A 19,088-nucleotide genomic window follows, 5' to 3' on the forward strand; every position below is an offset into this window, starting at 1 on the left:
GCCATCCAGCGCGCCACGAAGGCGGTGCGCACCGCGATCGTCGAGGTGATCAGCATGAAGACTCCCGCCATCTTGATCGCATAGACGTTGACGATCGTGTAGGCGAAGGCGCGCGCCAGCGCGAAGGTGGTCGAATGGGGAAGGCTTCCCGGTTGTATCATCTGGACGGCGACCATCGCACCGAACATCGCGATCGCCACGAACATCATGGCGAGAAACAGCAGGCCACTGCCCAGGAATACCGTCGCAAACAACCGGTCCTCCGCGTCCGCCATGCGGTCGCGCACGACACCGATGAACCACAGGAAGGCGATCCCGGCGAACGGCATCAGGTTGATCGCCAGCACGACCCGGTCGAGCTCGCCCGACAGCCAGGCGCCCTGGTCGAGCACGTCCCTGGGCACGGAGGAACGGAAGAGCAGCAGCACGGCAATCAGCAGGCCCGCGAAAAGAATCCCGGCGACCGCGGCTGCCCTAGGGCTGCGCAACCTCTTGGCGGTCAGCGGCGCGGGCTCGTTCATGGCGCCGCCTGGTCGGGAAAGCCGGCAAGCAACGCCGCGGTACTGGCCATGGATTGCTGGCTCACCTTGATGAAGCCCGCGCCGGGCCGGTCTATGTCCTGGATCAGGAGCACCATCGCGGCGACGAGCACACCCATCAGATGGACCGGCAGGCGCGACCGTTTCGTCTCGACCCCGCTGCCGTAGCCGGCGAAGCCGACGCCGACGATGGAGACGCCGTAGAGCGCGATCACGATGATCGCGGGCAGGCGATTGTGGAGCGCCGCCAGGCGCTTCTCCTGGTCGTCGATCATCTCGTTGAGCGATTGCAGGAAAAGCCCGGTCGGCACCATGCCGTTGTCCTTCGCCGCGACCGCCTTGGCCTGCCGCCAGAGCGCCTCCTGGATCGCGTTGGAGCGGGAGATTGCGTCGTTGAATTCCGCCAGGGATACCGGACGTTTGGTGAGATCGAGCCGCAGCTGCACGTAGTCGCGCAGGAGCTTCACCACCTCGCGATCGTGCGGCGCCGGCAGCAGGCGGGCGCGCAGCGCCGTCGTGCCGATCGCGGCCGCCTCGATCACGACGCCGTCGCGTCGCGCCTCGAAGCGCGACAGGGCCATGGAGAAGGTGAACCCGATCATCAGCGCCAGCAGGCCGAGGATGGCCGCTTCCAGCGTCGACACCCCGGGCGCGCCGCGCCGGGCCGCCCGCTCGCCCAGCCAATGACCGACCTCGCCCGCGCCCAGGATCAGGACCAGGCTGACCGGAAAGATTGCGAGCAGGGGATAATCGTTGAGGTCGAGAAGCATGGCAGGCGCCCGCGCGGCTGGTAGGGAGGCCTGCCGCTCATCTGTCCTCTTCGATGTGGACCTTGATCGTACCCGCCTTGACGGCGGCCTTGAGCGCGGCATGGTCGCGCTCGGTCTGGTCGGCATAGGCGATGGCGAACTTGCCCATCGCCTCCTCGAAGGCATCGCTGGTGCCGAGGTAGCCGGTGACGAGCCACGGATGGCTGGCCCGGCCATGAGCACGCGCCAACGCCCAGCCGCAGGCCCCGGCGTAGGTTTCCAGCAGGCCACGATCGAACGTCTCGACCAGGGGCTTGATCTTGGCGTCCCGCAGCTGGCGCACATAGACATGCCGGCCTTCCTTGCCGGTGACCCAACCCAGGAAGATGTCGGACGACGACTGCATCAGGCGCTGGCCCATCACCACCCGCTGCCCCGAATGGGGATAGAGGCTCTTGCCGGCGTAGGGCTCGAGCACGGAGGCTGCGGCCTGCTTGAACTGCAGGAACAGCGGCTGATTGGCGGCCGACATGAACAGGCCGATCGCGCAGTAGCGCCCGACGCTGCCGATTCCCACGACCTTGATCGCCGTATCGACCAGGCGATAGCGGTCGAGCAGGGCGCGACGGTCGTCCGGCAGCGTCTGCCGATAGTCGGCGAGCGCCCTGTCCAGGAAGGCCCTGAAGCCCTCTTCACGCTGCGCTTCCAGATGGAAGATCAGCGGCGGCTGATCCCTGATGACGATCTGGCCGCCAACCATCTCGGCCAGCTTCGGATAATCGACGTCGGAGGCCTGATCTTCCTTGGCCTTCTCGGCACGGCGGCGTATGCGCTTCCTCACGGCTTGGTCGTCGGACTGGCCGAGGAAATCCTCCAATCCGATCTTGGCATACCACGCCTCGAGCGGGCTCATCTCCGCAACCTCGCGCAAGCGCTCGCGATAGCTGCGGGCGCAGGCCGCCGCCGCGCCCCGCGCCGCCGCCTCCGACAGGCCGTTGGACCGGGCGGCCAGCACGAACGAGGCGACCAGCCGCTTGACGTCCCATTCCCACGGCGCCGGCAGCGTCTCGTCGAAGTCGTTGATGTCGAACACGATGTTGCGCTCGGGCGTGGCGAAGCCGCCGAAATTGAGCAAGTGGCAGTCGCCGCAGGCCTGGACATGGATGCCGGTCGTCGGCGTGCCGGCAAGATCGGCAGCCATCACGTTGGCCGAGCCGCGGAAGAAGGTGAACGGCGTCTGCAGCATGCGGCCATACCTGATCGGAATCAGCTCGGGCAGCCGCCCGGCATCCGACGCCTGCATCAGCTCGATCGGGTTCGGCCGGTCTCTGGCGGGCTTCCATATACCCTGGCTCGCCCGCGGGACGGTGTCGCGCAGGCGCTTGCCGGCCGCGACGAGGTCGTCGGCCGGGACGGAGTGCGAAGGACGCCTGGTTTCGGGCACTTCGGTCCGCTCCGGCAGCTTGGCCGCAATGATCGATGAATCCTGCATGTAACCAGCTTAGGCTGCGGACCCGGGCTGACCTTGATGCAGCGCAAACGACTGAGCGGACTGATGAACCAGATCGAAACACGCTGGATTATCCTGATCATCTGCATGTTGCTGCCGGCGGGCCTGGCCGTGGCGACCTTGTGGATTCAATGGCGCAACTGGCGCACCAGATCGTGGCAGCAAACGACCGGTCGGATCGATTCTTCCAGGGTGAGCTCGCGCGAGGTCCGCTCGAGGCGCGTCCGCATGTCGGGGAGCAGCCCGAACACCGAGTTCATCACCGGCGAGGACATTCGGACCGGCAATTTCGCCCATGTCGCCTACAGCTTTGCGGTCGCCTCGACGACCTATCGCAGCAACCGCATATGCCTGATGGGGGAGCCCGACGGCACCGTCCCGGCGATCCTGAAGCGCTACCCGAAGGGCAAGATCGTCACGGTGCTCTACAATCCGGAGAACCCCAACGAGTGCATTCTCGAGCGCGACGAGCCGGGCAAGATCCGGGAGGCCTGGCTCGGCACGGCCATCCTGGCCGCCTACATCCTGGGCGGCTTCGTCGCCATAACCGAGGGTGTCGACTGGTTGGGGACCGTCCTGGTGGACCCGTCGCGGGCCCCCGCAGTGGTCTTTCTCACCGTGTTCGCCCTGTTCGTCGTCATGCTGAGCCGCGTGTTCACGAAGCAGACGCGGGCGATGAAGAGATGGCCGACGACAGAGGGGCGGATCGTGCGATCGGAGATTGCGACGACCGTGCAGCACCACCGCCGAGCCAACCGGGCGCGGGGGAACTACGATGTGACGATGTATGTTCCGCGCATCGTCTACGCCTATCAGGTGGGCAGCCACACCTTCGAAAGCGACAACGTCGGCTGGTCGACCAGCAGCAACAAGCGATCGACTGCCGAGAAGCAGGTCGCGCGCAACCCGCTGCATGCGCGCGTGCGGGTGTTCTATGATCCCGACGATCCGGCGCAGGCGACGCTGTCGCCGTCGATGGGAATGATCCCCTTGGTTCTCTGGTTCTTTGCTGCCGCCATGGCCGTTGCGGCCATCGCCGTCGGCTGGCTCATACCGTAGCCGACGGCCCCGCCTGGCTCTTCTCCGACACCGCGCGGCGCCACGCAAGAATAGGCCGACCTGCCATTTCGTTCTCTTGCACTCGATCGGGGAGATTCCGATGCGCCATCGACCGCCCTCCCGCCTTGCCCTCTGCAGCCTGCTCGCCGGCGCGGGTCTCGCAGCGCTGCCCGGCGGGACCGCCCTGGGGCAGGAAACCGTCCGCCTGAGCGGCGAGATGCTCATCGGCGGCGCCACGCTCGTCGATCCTCCGTCGGACGAAGCGAGAGACACGCACGCTTATCTGACCGTCACCGGCCCGGCGGCGCTGCGCCTCTACCGCAGCCTGCCGGCCCGCGAGGAGGACGATCTTTGCCGGGGGGACGGCCACAAGGTGAGACGGGCCGGCGCACTGTCGTGCTCGATCGACGCGCGGGGGCAGGCGGCGGTCTGCGACTTCGGTGTGGACCTGCGGTCCGGGACCCTGGCGGGCGGACGGCCCTGTTGAGGCTGGCCCGGCGCATTGCCGGGGCGATTCCCGGTTTCACGGAATCGCTTGCGGTTCCACCAAGTCGGGAATGCGGGAAGGGGGCCGCTTGTTGCGGGAGGAGCACTTCGTCCGGCTGGCACAGCCAAAGGGAATGTGCTCTAGGCATGGACCGGAACAGATGAACGGGGGACCCATGTTGCAGCGAAGGACACTGATTGGCGCCGCTCTTGCACTTGCCGTCGTGCCCATCGGCGATCTCGCTCTCGCGCAGGACGCCGAAGTGTCGTTGTTCAAGGTCGTCAGCGCCAAGGACGACATGATCGTCGGCCTGACGCGGGACGAGCTCGCCAAGTTCGGACCCGGCGTGCCGCTCGAGGTCTTCGCGGCCGAATTGCAGCGGCGCGGGCAGATGGCGGTCTGGCAGTACGCCTCGACACGCGGCGCCCAGGGCGATCTGGTCATGTCCCCCGTGCAACGTATCGTCGTCATCTACCCGGCGACGGCGCGGATCGAGCCTTACCGCTCGGCCCTGAAGGTCATGCCGCCGGCCGCACGCTGAGCGACCGGGCCAGCGCCCTGGGGACGGACCCGGTTGTCGCTGCATCTCGAGCCCGTGGCGAAGCAAACGCTTCCTTCCGCGAGGTGAGGCGCATCCGGCAAGGTTGTCATCGCGAGCGCAACGAGCGACCTCTCCCGCTGCCTGGAGGGTCCCGCGTTGCGCTCGGGATGACGGGTTACTTGTCGCGCCTACCACGCGGTGGCGCCTGTCTCGTACCGAGGTGACGCGACAGGACTCTGGCCCACGCCGCCGTATCGCCTTCCCACGCCGTGGCGTCGGCCGGTGGCAGGCGGACGCGCCGGCGCATCGGCCGCTCCAGCCGATCGGCCCGGCCGACGATCAGCAGGCGGTTCCTGCCCGCCGGGAACAGTCTGTCGACCGTTGCGCGCGTCGATGCGATCAGCCTGTCGTCGAAGGTGATCGTCATGCTGTCTGACAGGTGAGGGTGCTCCGCCGCCAGGTTGTTCTGGGTGTTGCACAGCACGAAGTGCCGCGTCCGGAGCGAGCACAGGTCGAGGAAGTTCTGGCGCAGATGTTCGTACTTCGCGACCAGTTGGCGGAACTTCTTCCGGGTGATCTTCGCATTCGGGCCGTCGTGATAAAGCCAGGCCCGGTAGCCCAGCAGGACGGGCACCTTCTCGCCGGCCGGCAGTCCGATGGATCCCGTCTCGATCGGCGCCATCATGCGTTCCCGCAGCCGTGGAATCCCGTCGGCGCTCACCATCAGCCAATTGAAGAACGACGAGCGGTAAGCCAGGGGCTCGCCGACGAGCGACGAGAGGTGCCGGCGGTTCCTGTAGAGCTGGAGGGCGGGCTGGCAGGCGAGCCCGATCGAGATGAATGACGTTCCCGTGCCGCGCAAGGACATCTCACTCGCTTCGGCGTTCCCGGTCCCGGTCGGGATGGTGGAACAGCAGCACCACCAGCACCGAGGACAGCGCCAGCACCGTCATCAGCAGGAAGCCGTCGGCGAACGAGCCGCGCAGGTCGAGCACCCAGCCGGTGATGGCGGGCGCCAGGAACCCGGCAATGGCGAAGGCGAAATCCATGATGCCGAGCGCGGTCGCCGCGCGCCCGGGGACGATGTCGACATTGACCGCATAGTAGGCGGCGTTGGCGCCCATCGAGGCGGCGACCGCGACGGTGATGCCGGCGATCGCCACCGCGAGGTTGTCGGTCAGCGCCACCGGCACGATGGCGAGCGCGGCGACGAACTGGCTGCCGGCGATCAGGTAGGAGCGCGCGACGCGCAGCCGGCCGGTCGACTTCAGCAGGCGGTCCGACCAGTGGCCCATCAGGCCGAGCAGGACCGCCGCCGTCAGCCAGGGCAGCACGGTGAACAGGCCGACCGCCTGCAGCTGCAACCCGTACCTGCGCTCGAGGTAGCTCGGCAACCAGGTCATGAAGAAGAACAGGAAGTAGCCGAACACGAAGAACGCCCAGGTGTTGGCGAGCAGCGTCGCGTTGGTGAGCAGGGCCTTCAGCACGTCAGCTCCCGGCCACGAGCGCGGCGCGGCGTGCGGGACGGTGGCGCCGGTCAGGTCTGCGCTGCGGATGTGCGCCAGCTCGGCTCCGTTGACATGGGGCGAGTCGGCCGGGTTGTCGCGGAACAGGAAGAACCAGAACGGGATCCACAGGACGGAGAGCACGAACAGCGCGGCGAAGGTGAGGCGCCAGTCGAGCCAGCGGAGCAGAAGGGTCACGATCGGCCCGCCGATGGCGAGGGCCAGCGGCACCGCGAGAAGGGCATTGCCCAGTGCCGTCGCACGCTCGTGCGGCGACAGCCAGTGGCTCACCGCGCCGGTCAGCGCGGGAAAGTTCGGGCCCTCAGAGATGCCGAGCAGGATGCGGGCCGCGTAAAGGACAACGAAACCGGTGGCGAGCGCCGTCGAGCCGATCGACAGGCTCCACAAGAGCGCCGCGACGGTGAGCACCAGCCGTGCGCCGTAGCGGTCGACGGCGAAGCCGCCCAGCAGGGTGGTCACGGCATAGCCCAGGCCGAACGCACCCAGGATCGCGCCGACCAGCGCCGGCGAAAGACCGAGGTCCTTCTGGATGATCGGGATGGCGTAGGCGATCGCCGCGCGGTCGATGTAGTTGACGACGGTGATCGCGAACAGGAGGAAGACGACGAACCAGCGATAGTTGGTCCGCGTCATCAGCGATCCGCCGGCGCGAGCCTGGCGCCCAGCGCCAGGCGATGTTCGGACCCTGCCATCAGCGATCGGCCAAAGCGAGCTTGGCCCCGAGGGCGGCGAAGGCGCCGGCGAAGACGCGGCGCATCCAGGTCAGCACGCGCGGCCGCGAGATCACGTGGTTGCGGATCGCCGCGGCGAACAGGCCGTAGCCCACGAACACCACGAAGGTGAGCAGCATGAACACGGCGCTGAGCTCGGACATGCGCAGCAGGGGCTTCGCCTCGTCGGCGCTGACGAACTGCGGCAGGAAGGCGAAGAAGAAGATCGAGAGCTTGGGATTGAGGATGTTGATCAGGATGGCATGGACGATGACCTGCAGCGACGAGCGCTCGGGCGCATTGCCGTCGACGCTGAGCGCGCCGTGCTCCTTCAGGGTGCTCCACGCCATGTAGAGCAGGTAGGCAACACCGATGTACTTGAAGATCTCGAAGGCGAGCGCACTGGCATGCAGCAGGGCGGCGAGCCCCAGGATCGCCGCCGCCATGTGCGGCACGATGCCGAGCGTGCAGCCGAAAGCCGCGACGACGCTGGCGCGCGCGCCGCGCGACAGCCCCATGGCCAGGGTGAACAGCACGCCGGTGCCGGGCGACACGACGACGATCAGGGTGGTGATCAGGAAATCGAGGTTCATCATCCTGCGGACTCCAGCAACAAGACACTGCCCTGGCCGCCATCGGCGCAGATGCTGACGATGGCGCGCCGGCCCTTGGGCATCGCCGCCAGCTCCTTCACGGCCTGGCTGATGATGCGCGCACCGGTGGCGCCGAACGGGTGGCCCAAGGCCGTGCTGCCGCCATTGGGATTCATGCGCTCGACGGGAAAGGTGCCGAAGTCGCGAGGCACCTTCGCCTTGTCGCGCAGGAAGGCGGTATCCTGCAGCGCCTTCAAGTGAAAGGCGACCTGGGCGGCGAAGGCCTCGTGGATCTCCCAGAGATGGATGTCGGCGTAGCCGAGATCGTGGCGGGCGAGCAGGCGGGGGATGGCGAAGGCCGGCGCCATCAGGAGCCCCTCGGTGCGGAAATCGACCGAGCCGATCTCCCAGTCGACCAGTTTCACCCGCGGTGTTTCCGTCGGAAGCCGCTCCAGTCCCTTCGACGAGGCGACCCAGATCGCCGCGGCGCCGTCGGTTAGCGGCGAGGAATTGCCGGCAGTCAGGCTGCCATGGCCGCTGGTGCGGTCGAACGAGGGCGGCAGGCGCGCCAGCTTCTCGAGCGAGGTGTCCTTGCGCGGAATGCCGTCGCGCGCGAGCCCGCCCATCGGGATCACCAGGTCGTCGAAGAAGCCCTTGTCCCACGCTGCCACCGCATGCCGATGGCTCGCCAGCGCGATCTCGTCCTGCTGGGTGCGGCCGATCTGCCATTCCCTTGCGGTAATCTCGGTATGCTCGCCCATGCTGAGCCCGGTCGTGCGGTTCGCGATCGCGGGGATGAACAGGCGGATGTCCTTCAGCTGAACATGCGTGACCTGGTCGAGCTTCTGGCCGAGCGAGCGCGCCTGCTGGAACTTGCGCAGCCAGTCGGACAGGCGTTGGCCGAGCCCGATCTGCACCCGGCTCAAGCTGTCGACACCGCCGACCAGGGCGAGGTTGTAGCTGTCGCCGTCGATCATGCCGGCCGCCTCGATGGCGCCCATCATGCTTGTCGAGCAGGCCATGACGGTGGAGAGGGCCGGCACCGTGGCATCGATGCCGGCATCCATCAGCACCTCGCGCGCGATGTTGCTGAAGGTGAGGCTCGGCACGACGACACCCCACACCGCGAAGTCGGGCTTGCCGCCCCTGAGCCGGTCGACCATGTGCCGCGCCACGGGCACCGAGAGCTCGATGGCGTCATGGGCAGCAAGCGCCCCATCGACCTTGGCGAACGGCGTGCGCACGCCGGAGGCCAACCAGATGTCCTTGGGTCGGGCCATTGCGCGCGTTCCTTCAATGCTCATGCTCTCTTGGACCGCGAGCCCGCTCGCTCATGAGTCCGAGCGAGCGGGCTCGCGGTCCGGAAGAAACCGAGTTCACGCGGCGAGACAGCACCGCTTCGCTTTCTTGCCGCAGGGACAGGGGTCGTTGCGTCCGACATCGCGCATGGGATTGACGATGGGCGCCTGAAGCTCCAACGGCCCCGGTCGGCGATGGCCAGTCTCGAGCGAAGGAAGGGGGGCGAGTTCATCCTCGAACAAGACGTCCTCTTCGTCGTCTTCGTACGCCTGGCGCTCTTCATCTTCCTGGGTGAGCTCGAAGTATCGCTGAAGGGGTCTCGAGGGCATTGTCGATGTAGCCGAGGTCATCGGTATCGAAGCGGCCCGTGTCACCGGTACTCGCCACGGCCTCGGCCAGTATTTGTCCGAAGTACGGCTCGTCGACAGTGTCGCCCACCCGATCGTCCGCGAAGGCGCGCCGGCCGGCCTGCTCGAGCTCTCGAAGGCCCAGGTGGGTGATCGCCATGGCCCATGCGCCCCAGACGTTCGGCGTCTCACCCGACTCGTGATGACGATGCGCGTAGCGCAACAGGCAGGCGACGATGGCGGTTGCCGGGAACCCGGCAATCGTCAACGAATCGACATACCAGTCGATGGACCTGTCGGAGCTCAAGCCTTTGATGACGGCCATGGGGCACTCAATCCGAGTTGATATGAAGTGATCGGCTGGCAGTGGCTGTCTCCGGTGACGTCGGTGCGCTGGCCGTGAGCTGGGCGGGATTGCAGCGGGGCGAGGCACCCTGCTCCAGGGTCGAGGCGACGTCTCGTGTCGTGACACGCCTGAGATCGCGCACCTTGGTCGTGTCGAAAGGACGGGCGCGGTGCATGGTGCAGCGGTTGTCCCAGATCACGAGGTCGCCGACGCGCCAGCGATGCGAATGCACGAAGCGCGGCTGGGTGGCGTGCTCCATCAGGTCCATCAGCAGCAGGCGGCCGTCTGCGATCGGCATGCCGATGATGTGGGAGGCGTGCGAGGCGATGTACAGGGTTTTGCGGCCGGAGCCCGCGTGCCGCCGCACGACGCGCTGCGGCACCGGCGGCAGGCTCGCCAGCTCCTCGGGTGTGTAGGCGGTCACCGAGAGCTGGCCGCGCGAGTGGAAGATCGAATGCTCGGCGACGAGGTCCTCGATCTGGCTTCTGGTGGTCTCCGGCAGTGCGTCGTAGGCGGCGCGCAGGTCGGCGAACTGGGTGTCGCCGCCGTCGTCGGGCACGACATGGGCGTAGAGCATGGAAAGCGCGCCGGGTACGGCGCGGAACGAGGCGTCGGTGTGCCACAGGCGGTTGGCCAGCCAGTCCAGGCGCCGCTTGCTGTTGGCCTCGAGCACTCTGGAATCGCCGTCGAGATTGGAGATGTCGGCGATGTCGTTGCCCCGCAGGCGATGCTTGACGCCGGTATGGCGCGCCTTCTGCGCCGCCGGCTGGATCGGCCCGAAATGACGGGCGAAGGCAACCTGCTGCTCGTCGGTGAGCGCCTGGCCGCGGAAGACCACGACGGCGTAGCGGTTGATCGCGTCCTCGATGGCGTCGCGATCGGCCGCCGCCAGGGACCGCGCCAGGTCGACGCCGGATATCTCGGCGACGAAGTCGGGATGGGTCGGCTGGATGGTGATGCTCACGGCCACCTCCTGCGGCTATAGTCGGCGCTTCCGCCATCGTTCCCACCATACTCTCCCAGGAAACGCCATGCCGCAAACCCACAAACTCGCCCTGCTCGACGATTACCAGAAGGTAGCCATGCGCATGGCCGACTGGGATCGATTGAAGAAGCGCGGCGTCGAGATCACGGTCTTTCACGAGCCCTTCTCCTCGGTCGAGGACGCTGCGGCCAAGCTGGCGCCGTTCGACATGCTGGGCCTGCTGCGCGAGCGCACCGCCTTCCCGCGTGCCCTGATCGAGAAGCTGCCCAATCTGAAGTTCATGGTGCTGACCGGCGCGCGCGCCTCGAGCCTCGACGACAAGGCGGCGACCGAGCGCGGCATCCCGATCAGCAACACGCCGGGCGGCGGCTCCAATGCGCCGACCGCCGAGCTGTGCTGGGCGCTCCTGATGTCGTGCGCCCGCGACCTCGCCAAGGGCGAACGCCTGATGCGCAGCGGTGGCTGGCATGACGGCATCACCCAGATGAACGTCCTCGAAGGCAAGCGGCTGGGCGTGCTCGGGCTCGGCCGGCTGGGCAGCCGTGTCGCCGGCTATGCCAAGGCGTTCGGCATGGACGTGGTGGCATGGAGCCAGAACCTGACGGCGGAGAAGGCCGCTCAGGGCGGCGCGCGCCTGGTCAGCAAGGACGAGCTTCTGGCGACGTCGGACTTCATCTCCATCCATCTCGTGCTGTCGGCTCGCACGCGCGGGCTTCTGGGCGCGGCCGACCTCGCCAAGATGAAAAAGACCGCGATCCTGATCAACACCTCGCGCGGGCCGATCGTCGACGAACCTGCGCTGCTCGCCGCTCTCCAGAACGGCACCATCGCCCATGCCGGCCTCGACGTGTACGACAAGGAGCCGCTGCCCAAGGGCCATCCCTTCACCAGGCTCGACAACGTCACCCTGGTGCCTCACCTGGGCTACGTCGTCGAGGACAGCTATCGCCACTTCTATGCGGGCACCATCGAGGACATCGAAGCCTGGCTCGACGGCAAGCCGATCAACCTGATCAATCCGGAAGCGCTGAAGGCGTAGCCGGTCGCGCGCCCAGCTCCGCGGCCGCGACCCCGAGCCATTCGTCGACCGAATCGATGGCGACGAAGTGACCGGCGCCCTCGACGGGGTGCCATACCGCCCCTGGCATGCGCTCGGCCACCGTCTTGTTGATGACAGGTGGCACGAGCCGGTCATCCATTCCCTGCCACAGGTGGACCGGCCTTTCGATCGCGGTCACGTCGAAAGGCCAGTGCCGATAGAGCAGCTCGGCGTCGCGGACCAGCCCGGCGCTGCCGTGCGCAAAGCATTCGGCGCTGGCCTCGCAAAAGGCGGTCGCAAGCTCCGGTTGGAGCAGGACTTGTCGATCGTGGTCGTTGACGGCCTTCCGCAGCTGCTCGATGTAGGTGCGACGGAAATGTTCGGCGGTTATCCCAAGGGCCGCGTACATGAGTCGGAATCCAGGCTCGAAATGCAGGGCAAGAAATCCCCCCAGCGCGTCGGCTTTGGAAAGGTGGCTGGCTCCCCAATTGTCGCCGAATGCCCCGTAGCTTCCACCGGCGATACTGCTGACGTGGCGCAGTCGAAGGGGATCGATGTAGGCGGCTGCCGCAAGCGCCCAGGGGCCTCCTTCGGACCAGCCCGTGACGCCGAACTCCTGATGGGCCAACGCGTCGGCGATGGTCGTCATGTCGTCGGCCCAACCGGAGTAGGTGCGTCCCTCCTGGGGGCTGGACTGCCCTATGCCAGGTCGGTCCACGCAGACGAGGCGCAACCTGTTTCTCGCGGCTGAGCTGGCCAAGAGGCGTGCCTCGAGCCGGCTGCTCGGGCCGCCATGATTGTGGATGACGAGCGGTCCGCGCGGATCACCCACTTCGAGATAGGCGAGAGTGCGGCCATCCCGGGTTGCTACCGTCCGCGTTGGCCCAATAGGCGGCGGTGTGGAACCGGAGACGGAAGCCGGGCCGGCAGATCGCGATTCCCTCTCGGTGACATCCATTGTTGCGCTCCAATGATGCGCCGGGCCGATGATGCTCCGGGCCGATGACAGAGCAGGTGCTATAGTTCACCAGGGAAAGGCGTTCGGCAAAGCCGTCGTTTCGCGCGATAGCGGCAAATCGCGCGCCCGACAAAGTCTTTGTCAGCCGATGTCGATTCCCGCCGCGCCCGAACGTCGATGGGGTGACGGGATCTTCCGTCGGATCGAAGGAGAGCGAGATGGCGCAATACATGCTGCTGCTGCACCAGGTGCCCAACTACAACATGGACCTGCCGCGCGAGAAGATGCTGGATATGACCAGGCGCTACATGGCGTGGGCCGACAGCCTGCGGCAGAAGGGCAAGCTCGCCGGCGGCGAGAAGCTGGTCGCGGGCGGCGTCCGCCACGTCAGGGTCGAGAACGGCAAGCCGGTGGCGAGCGACGGCCCCTACGCCGAGGCCAAGGACGTGATCGGCGGCTACTTCGTCATCGAGGCGCGCGATGCCGCCGAGGCGGAAGCCATCGCCCGGGAATGCCCCCATCTCGCCATCTCGGCCACCAACTGGGTCGAGCTGAGGCCGATCGAGGACATGTCCCAGGCCCGCGCCGCGGCGAGCTGAGTCCCGCCGTTGGGCGGCCCTTCGGAGCAAGCTCGTCCGGACCGCGGACGTCCCGCCCGCTCAGCCTCATGAGCGGCCGGGACGCCCGCGGTCCGGATGAACATGACCATGGTCCGGTCCATCGGCTCGTCGATTCGCTCGCCCGCGATTCGGCGAGCCGGCTGGTCGCCGCCCTGGCGCGGCGGCTCGGCGCTGGCCGCATCGCCGTCGCCGAGGATTCGGTACAGCATGCCCTCCTGCAGGCCCTGACCTCGTGGCCCTTCAAGGGGGTGCCGGCGAAACCGGAGGCATGGCTCGCCACCGTGGCCAGGAATCGCGCCCTCGACCTGTTGCGGCACGAGGCGCGCGGCCTGGCACTCGCCGGAGACCTGGTGCCGTTCGAGCCAGCGACGCAACAGCATGAAGGTCATTTCGATCGCGAGCTGAGCGACGACGAGCTGGCGCTGCTGTTCGCTGTCTGCCATCCGGTCCTGCCACCGGAGCTGCGGGTCACCTTCGCGTTGAAGTCGGTGTGCGGTCTCGCGGTCCGCCAGATCGCCGCCGGGCTGCTGCGCGAGCCGGCGGCGATCGCCCAACGCCTGGTGCGGGCCCGTCGCCAGCTCGAGACCGCCGGGATCGCGATCGAGGCACCGCCGCCCGAGGCGCTGGCCGAGCGCGCCGAGTCGGTGCGCATGGCTCTCTACCTGATGTTCAACGAAGGCTACTCGGCATCATCGGGCGAGGCGCTGGTGCAGGCCGAGCTCTGCGTCGAGGCGGTGCGGCTTGCCCGGGCGCTCGCTCGCCATCCGATGACCGCCGGTCCGGCGAGCGACGCGCTGGCGGCGTTGCTCGCGCTTACGGCCGCCCGCCTGTCGACCCGCGTCGGGCCGGACGGCGTCGCTCAACTGCTCGACGATCAGCCGCGCGAGCGTTGGGACGGCCGGCTGATCGCCGCCGGCCTCGCCCATCTCGAGCGCTCGGCCGAGGGCGACGCGCTGACCGTATGGCATCTGCGGGCCGAGATCGCCGCGCTTCACACCACGGCGCCGAGCGCCCAGGCGACCGACTGGCCACGCATCGCCGCGATCTACGACAGCTTGCGTGAGATCGACCCGTCGCCGGTCGCCGCCCTCGCGCGGGCGATCGCGATCGGCCGCGCCCGCGGCGCACAGGCGGGCTTGGAAGCCATGCCGGTGCTCGACGACAGCCCCTACGCCCATGCCGCGACGGGGGTGTTCCTGTCCGAGCTCGGCCGGGCGCGCGAGGCGCGCCTGGAATTCGAGAAGGCGCTCGCCCTGGCGCGCACCGAGCCGGAACGCCGGCTGATGGAGCGCCGCCTCAGGGCCTGCGACGCTGCCTGATGTCTGCAGACAGACGGCCGGGCTACGTGTGGAGGAGTGCCCCCACCAGCTGGCTCAGGGCGGCAAGCTCTCTCTCGCGATGGAGGATGGGCGCCAGCGCGCGGGCGTCGTTGCGGAGTCTGCTCAGCTCGGTGTCGCCTGATCTTCGCAGCACGGTCTTGAGGTGGATCTCGATTTCCGCCTTCGTGAGTGTGCGCGAGATCGAGCCCCGGCTTCGGCTTGGCACGAGATTGTCCAGGAGCGTCCGCGCCGGCGAGGTGAGATGGAGGACGCCTCTGAAGGGCAGGTCGGACTGTTGGGCTGGCGCGCCCCGCCGCGGCCGCAGGGTGAAGCCCGGCAGTGCGACGTCGCTCTGGGCGCCCTGCGAGATCAGGAAGACGGAGCCGTCCTTCGCCGGTGCGCCTTCGTGCGCGGTACGGTCGGCAATCAGGGCACCCGGGAAATAGCCCGCGATGACCGTCCAGAGATGGCGGCGGACGAGGGACTCGGGTTCGGAAGCCAGGTCCTTGGTGTAAAGACGCGAGGCCAATTTTCTGAGCTTGCCGGCGCGCACGGCCTTCGAGGCCAGATAGCTGATCTCTGAGGTCGAGACGAAGATCTCGGGCAGGTCGTCCAGCGATTTTCTGGCCATTGATGTGGCACGGGTCGAAGAAAAGCGGATCCTCTCACGGTAAGAGCGGTCACCAGGCCAGGTTCCTGGCCTGGGAAGAAACTCGTCCGACGCTGGCAGGCACCGCGCCAGCAAGACGCCGGCTGTCAGGTCCTGAAGCGCAGCAGCAGGTGGTTGACCCCGTTCAGCTTGAGGTAGAGGTCCTCGAACTGGGTATAGAAATCCTCCCACTGCGGCAGGCCGCCCTGGGCGCCGAGAGAGGTGTAGATCTCGGCCACGGTCTTGCGGCCGTCGATCTGGCCGATGATGCGCGGCGCCAGCGGCGGCAGCTGGGCGCGCCACGGGAAGCCATCCAGGTTGGCGATCAGCGGCGCCCCCGGCTGCATGCCGGCGGCGAGTTTCTGCGCATCGACCTCGCGCAGCACCGGGATGGCCGAGGTGTCCTCCGGCCGCGCCACCGTGTCGAAGCCGGCGCGTGTGGCGTAAAAGACATGGGTTCGCAGGTTGCCGGCCAGGCGCTCGGCGAAGGCGGCGCGCTCGATCAGCGGCAGGGAGCTGGCCTGGCGGGCAATGATCGGGTCGCTCATGTAGGTCGCCGGCTCGTAGCGCACCGGCTCGAGGAAGGCGACGACGCGCAGGCCCGATTCGCTCGCCATCTCGCCGATTTCCGGCACCGTGAAGGCGCGGTCGCAGCTGTGCAGCAGCAGGTCGTAGAGCCCGGCGTCGCCGCCGGTGACATGGTCGTTGAGATAGGGGTTGCGGCGGAACAGGTTGGTCGTCGGCAGGAAGCGGATCAGGCGCTTGGCCATCGCCAGCCGGTCCTCCAGCGCCATCGACGGGGGCGCCAGCGTGCGCAGCATCTCCTGCAGGGGATAGACGCCGCTGCGGCCGTACTCGCCATAGAGCATGACGCCGAGCCCGCCCTCCGGCTGCAGCACGCTGGCGAGCGCGCGCATGCCGACGACCGGCTCGGGCATGTGGTGCAGCACGCCGGTGCAGTCGATGTAGTCGAACTGGCCGATCGGCATCGACGGCAGGTCGAGGATCGATCCGGTGATGAAGCGGATGTTGCGCAGGCCACGCGCCTTGGCGCGCGCCTCGCAGACCTGCCGCGACGCCGTCGACAGGTCGATGTAGACGACCTCGCCCGGGCAGCGCCGGTCGACGATCTGCTGGGCCAGCATGATGCAGGCGTCGCCCGTGCCGCCGCCGGCGACCAGGGCGCGGAACGGCCGGGCGAAGTTCAATCTGCCCGAAAACAGGTAGTGATTGACCTCCAGGATATGGCTCGGCGTGCCGATGATCAGCCGGATCGCCTCGTCGCGCGGGTCGCGCGCGGGATAGGGCAACGCCTCGTACTGGGCGCGGACATCATCCATCGGCGAAGGAACGGTCATTCTGGCCTTGTTTCACAACGAACGCGGCGCTACCCGAAGGGCCGGCAACGCCCTGCCGGGGTTAATGCAACAAATCCAGGGGCCATGAAAGGCTATTTCGGCATCGGTGTGGAAGGCGTGAGCAAGCCGATGAATGTCGGCACTTTGTTCCGCACCGCCCACGCCTTCGGCGCCGCCTTCGTCTTCACGCTGGGCGCCCAGTACAATCGCCGCGAGGGATCCCGCAGCGATACCTCCGACACGCCCCGATCGGTCCCGACCTACGACTTCGCCGACCTGCAATCCTTTCGCCTGCCAGAGGGGTGCCGCCTGGTCGGCGTCGAGATCACCGACCAGGCAATCGAGCTGCCGAGCTTCCGCCATCCGCGCCAGGCGGCCTACATCCTGGGCGCCGAGCGCGAGGGCCTGTCGACCGACGTGCAGTCGATCTGCGACTTCGTCGTCAGCATTCCCACCCGCTTCTCCGTCAATCTCGGCGTTGCGGGCGCCCTCGTCATGTACGACCGGCTCTTGAGCCTCGGCCGCCACGCCGAGCGGCCGGTCGCCGCCGGTGGCCCGGTCGGCCCGGTCGAGCTGCCGGTGTTCGGCGAGCCGATCTACAAGCGCAAGCAGCGCCAGCGGGCGGTTCGCGGCGGCCAGGCGTTGCCCGGAAAGGGCGGAGCCTCATCATGAAGCGCGTTGGAGGGCGACCCAAGGCGAAACCCGGGACCGGGCGCGGGTCCCGGACGAGCACATCGCGCAAGGCCGTCACCAGGAGGACCGGGACGGCAGGCCAGAAGGTCGTGCTTCTCTCGGGCGGCAACCCGCAAATCGCGAAGGCCGACGGCGACGCCTCGGTTCAGGCGTACATCGCCGCCATGCCGGACTGGAAGCGCACTGTCGGCGAGCGCCTGGACGCGCTGATCGTGCGGACCCTGCCCGGCGTGCGCAAGGCCGTGAAGTGGAACTCGCCCTTCTACGGCATCGAGGGCCAAGGCTGGTTTCTCGCGTTCCACACCTTCACGCGCTACGTCAAGGTGACCTTCTTCCAGGGCGCGGCGCTGCGACCGATGCCGCCCGGCCCGAGCAAGGACAAGAACACGCGCTATCTCGACATCCACGAAGGCGAGGGCCTCGATGAGGCCCAGCTGGCGAGCTGGTTGAAGCAGGCCGCCGCCTTGCCCGGCTTCCTCGCGCCGTAGTGGCCCTCCGTGCGGCTTCGCTCGGGATGACGGTTTTTGGCGAATGCCCTGCCCGATACGGGGAAACATAAGAGATGTCTCAATTTCCCAGGTGACGGCCGCGGCGGCGCGCCGCCCCGCCGCTTGCGCGGGCTGCATCCGGCGCCTATTTGAGCCCCACCATGTCCCTCCTGCCGACCGAGCCGTTGCAGATCGTCGAGCCGTTCAGCGGCCGCAACGACCTGCGCCCCAACCTGGTCGGGCTGTCGCGCGAGGAACTCAAGACCGCGCTGGCCGAGGCCGGGCTGGAACCGTTTCGTGCCCGTCAGGTCTGGCAGTGGATCTACTGGCACGGCGTCACCGATTTCGCGCTCATGACCAACATCGCGCGCAAGACGCGCGAGCGGCTCGCCGAGCTGTTCGTCGTTGCCCGGCCGGAGATCGTGACCGAGCAGCGCTCGGTCGACGGCACGCGCAAATGGCTGCTGCGCTTTGGCGACGGCAACGAGGCCGAGACGGTCAACATCCCCGAGGAGGATCGCGGCTCGGTGTGCGTGTCGAGCCAGGTCGGCTGCACGCTGACCTGCAGCTTCTGCCACACCGGCACGCAGCCCCTGGTTCGCAACCTCGCGCCGGCCGAGATCGTCGGCCAGTTCATGGTGGCGCGCGACAGCTACGGCGAATGGCCGACGCCGACCGAGACCACGCGCATGCTCTCCAACATCGTCATGATGGGCATGGGCGAGCCGCTCTACAATTTCGACAACGTGGCGACCGCGCTCAGGATCGTCATGGACGAGCAGGGTATCGCGCTCAGCCGCCGGCGCATCACGCTCTCGACCTCGGGTGTCGTGCCGATGATCGCCAAGGTGGGCGAGGTGCTCGACGTCAATCTCGCGGTCTCGCTGCATGCGGTGAACGACCAGGTGCGCGATACGCTGGTGCCGATCAACCGTAAATGGCCGATCGCCGAGCTGCTGGCCGCCTGCGCCGCCTATCCTGGCGCCCGCAACAGCCGCCGCATCACCTTCGAGTACGCCATGCTGAAGGGCATCAACGACAGCGACGCCGATGCGCGCGAGCTGGTGCGCCTGCTGGCGCCGATCCACGCCAAGGTGAACCTGATCCCGTTCAATCCGTGGCCCGGCGCGCCCTACGAGTGCAGCTCCAACAACCGCATCCACCGCTTCGCCGAGATCGTCAATGCGGGCGGCCTCAGCGCCCCGGTGCGCACGCCGCGCGGCCGCGACATCCTGGCGGCCTGCGGTCAGCTCAAGAGTGCGAGCCTGCGTGG

Annotated in this window: 21 protein-coding genes; 9 read left to right on the forward strand and 12 right to left on the reverse strand. The window is 67.7% G+C overall.

Translation table 11 applies throughout. The features are described 5' to 3' along the window. The 3 genes from AB7O82_RS28280 to AB7O82_RS28290 form a co-directional block, all read right to left on the reverse strand. The coding region (locus AB7O82_RS28280; RefSeq protein ID WP_428620732.1) for a hypothetical protein at nt 1-521 on the reverse strand (521 nt) is incomplete at its 3' end. Further along, the gene (locus AB7O82_RS28285; protein WP_428537985.1) at nt 518-1,309 is read right to left on the reverse strand and encodes a hypothetical protein; all 792 of its coding nucleotides are present in this window, start codon (nt 1,307-1,309) and stop codon (nt 518-520) included. The genes AB7O82_RS28280 and AB7O82_RS28285, both read right to left, overlap by 4 nt. Nucleotides 1,310-1,346: 37 nt before the next feature. Further along, nucleotides 1,347-2,780 carry a DUF2252 domain-containing protein gene (locus AB7O82_RS28290; protein ID WP_428620734.1) on the reverse strand — a complete coding sequence of 478 codons (1,434 nt, stop codon included), beginning with the start codon at nt 2,778-2,780 and terminating at the stop codon, nt 1,347-1,349. Nucleotides 2,781-2,843: 63 nt separating this feature from the next. Here AB7O82_RS28290 and AB7O82_RS28295 point away from each other — a divergent pair, with 63 nt between their 5' ends. From AB7O82_RS28295 to AB7O82_RS28305, 3 genes are all read left to right on the forward strand, one after another. Further along, nucleotides 2,844-3,857: a DUF3592 domain-containing protein gene (locus AB7O82_RS28295; RefSeq protein ID WP_428537979.1), complete on the forward strand. Its 1,014-nt coding sequence runs from the start codon at nt 2,844-2,846 to the stop codon at nt 3,855-3,857. 100 nt (nt 3,858-3,957) lie between these two features. Next, nucleotides 3,958-4,344, forward strand: a complete 387-nt coding sequence (locus AB7O82_RS28300) for a hypothetical protein (RefSeq protein ID WP_428620736.1) — start codon at nt 3,958-3,960, stop codon at nt 4,342-4,344. A gap of 175 nt (nt 4,345-4,519) precedes the next feature. After that, nucleotides 4,520-4,885, forward strand: coding sequence for a hypothetical protein (locus AB7O82_RS28305; protein ID WP_428537973.1), 366 nt, complete (start codon nt 4,520-4,522; stop codon nt 4,883-4,885). A 175-nt stretch (nt 4,886-5,060) separates the two neighbouring features. On the opposite strand, the gene AB7O82_RS28310 is transcribed toward AB7O82_RS28305, so the two are convergent. From AB7O82_RS28310 to AB7O82_RS28335, 6 genes are all read right to left on the reverse strand, one after another. Next, nucleotides 5,061-5,753: a hypothetical protein gene (locus tag AB7O82_RS28310; protein ID WP_428620738.1), complete on the reverse strand. Its 693-nt coding sequence runs from the start codon at nt 5,751-5,753 to the stop codon at nt 5,061-5,063. Between the two features lies 1 nt (nt 5,754). Continuing rightward, nucleotides 5,755-7,044, reverse strand: coding sequence for an MFS transporter (locus tag AB7O82_RS28315; RefSeq protein ID WP_428537968.1), 1,290 nt, complete (start codon nt 7,042-7,044; stop codon nt 5,755-5,757). A gap of 58 nt (nt 7,045-7,102) precedes the next feature. Then, entirely contained in the window at nt 7,103-7,714 is a 612-nt protein-coding gene (locus tag AB7O82_RS28320; protein WP_428620750.1) for a LysE family translocator, read from the reverse strand. After that, the gene (locus tag AB7O82_RS28325; RefSeq protein WP_428537965.1) at nt 7,714-8,994 is read right to left on the reverse strand and encodes an acetyl-CoA C-acyltransferase; all 1,281 of its coding nucleotides are present in this window, start codon (nt 8,992-8,994) and stop codon (nt 7,714-7,716) included. Before AB7O82_RS28325 ends, AB7O82_RS28320 begins: the two co-directional genes overlap by 1 nt. A gap of 298 nt (nt 8,995-9,292) precedes the next feature. Next, nucleotides 9,293-9,685, reverse strand: coding sequence for a hypothetical protein (locus AB7O82_RS28330; RefSeq protein ID WP_428537962.1), 393 nt, complete (start codon nt 9,683-9,685; stop codon nt 9,293-9,295). Between the two features lie 7 nt (nt 9,686-9,692). Beyond that, entirely contained in the window at nt 9,693-10,670 is a 978-nt protein-coding gene (locus AB7O82_RS28335) for a TauD/TfdA dioxygenase family protein (RefSeq protein WP_428620740.1), read from the reverse strand. A 67-nt stretch (nt 10,671-10,737) separates the two neighbouring features. On the opposite strand from AB7O82_RS28335, the gene AB7O82_RS28340 reads away from it, so the two are divergent. After that, nucleotides 10,738-11,730 carry a D-2-hydroxyacid dehydrogenase family protein gene (locus AB7O82_RS28340; RefSeq protein WP_428537956.1) on the forward strand — a complete coding sequence of 331 codons (993 nt, stop codon included), beginning with the start codon at nt 10,738-10,740 and terminating at the stop codon, nt 11,728-11,730. Here AB7O82_RS28340 and AB7O82_RS28345 read toward each other — a convergent pair. Further along, a complete protein-coding gene (locus AB7O82_RS28345; protein WP_428620742.1) occupies nt 11,705-12,688 on the reverse strand; it encodes an alpha/beta fold hydrolase in 984 nt (327 codons plus the stop codon). The two genes, AB7O82_RS28340 and AB7O82_RS28345, sit on opposite strands and share 26 nt — an antisense overlap. Nucleotides 12,689-12,906: 218 nt before the next feature. On the opposite strand from AB7O82_RS28345, the gene AB7O82_RS28350 reads away from it, so the two are divergent. Both AB7O82_RS28350 and AB7O82_RS28355 read left to right on the forward strand, forming a co-directional pair. Beyond that, nucleotides 12,907-13,287 carry a YciI family protein gene (locus AB7O82_RS28350; RefSeq protein WP_428620744.1) on the forward strand — a complete coding sequence of 127 codons (381 nt, stop codon included), beginning with the start codon at nt 12,907-12,909 and terminating at the stop codon, nt 13,285-13,287. Nucleotides 13,288-13,355: 68 nt separating this feature from the next. After that, nucleotides 13,356-14,627, forward strand: coding sequence for an RNA polymerase sigma factor (locus AB7O82_RS28355; protein ID WP_428537947.1), 1,272 nt, complete (start codon nt 13,356-13,358; stop codon nt 14,625-14,627). 22 nt (nt 14,628-14,649) lie between these two features. Here the strand turns inward: AB7O82_RS28355 and AB7O82_RS28360 are convergent, their stop codons facing one another. Then, nucleotides 14,650-15,258, reverse strand: coding sequence for a hypothetical protein (locus AB7O82_RS28360; protein WP_428620746.1), 609 nt, complete (start codon nt 15,256-15,258; stop codon nt 14,650-14,652). A 125-nt stretch (nt 15,259-15,383) separates the two neighbouring features. Further along, a complete protein-coding gene (locus AB7O82_RS28365; protein WP_428537941.1) occupies nt 15,384-16,634 on the reverse strand; it encodes a class I SAM-dependent methyltransferase in 1,251 nt (416 codons plus the stop codon). 84 nt (nt 16,635-16,718) lie between these two features. Here AB7O82_RS28365 and AB7O82_RS28370 point away from each other — a divergent pair, with 84 nt between their 5' ends. The 3 genes from AB7O82_RS28370 to rlmN form a co-directional block, all read left to right on the forward strand. After that, nucleotides 16,719-17,306 carry an RNA methyltransferase gene (locus tag AB7O82_RS28370; RefSeq protein ID WP_428537938.1) on the forward strand — a complete coding sequence of 196 codons (588 nt, stop codon included), beginning with the start codon at nt 16,719-16,721 and terminating at the stop codon, nt 17,304-17,306. Further along, nucleotides 17,303-17,815, forward strand: a complete 513-nt coding sequence (locus AB7O82_RS28375) for a DUF1801 domain-containing protein (protein ID WP_428620748.1) — start codon at nt 17,303-17,305, stop codon at nt 17,813-17,815. Before AB7O82_RS28370 ends, AB7O82_RS28375 begins: the two co-directional genes overlap by 4 nt. Before the next feature lie 149 nt (nt 17,816-17,964). Then, a partial coding sequence (rlmN, locus tag AB7O82_RS28380; protein ID WP_428620749.1) for a 23S rRNA (adenine(2503)-C(2))-methyltransferase RlmN occupies nt 17,965-19,088 on the forward strand: 1,124 nt, incomplete at its 3' end.

The sequence above is a fragment of the Reyranella sp. genome, from assembly GCF_050185545.1.
Taxonomy (GTDB): Bacteria; Pseudomonadota; Alphaproteobacteria; order Reyranellales; family Reyranellaceae; genus Reyranella.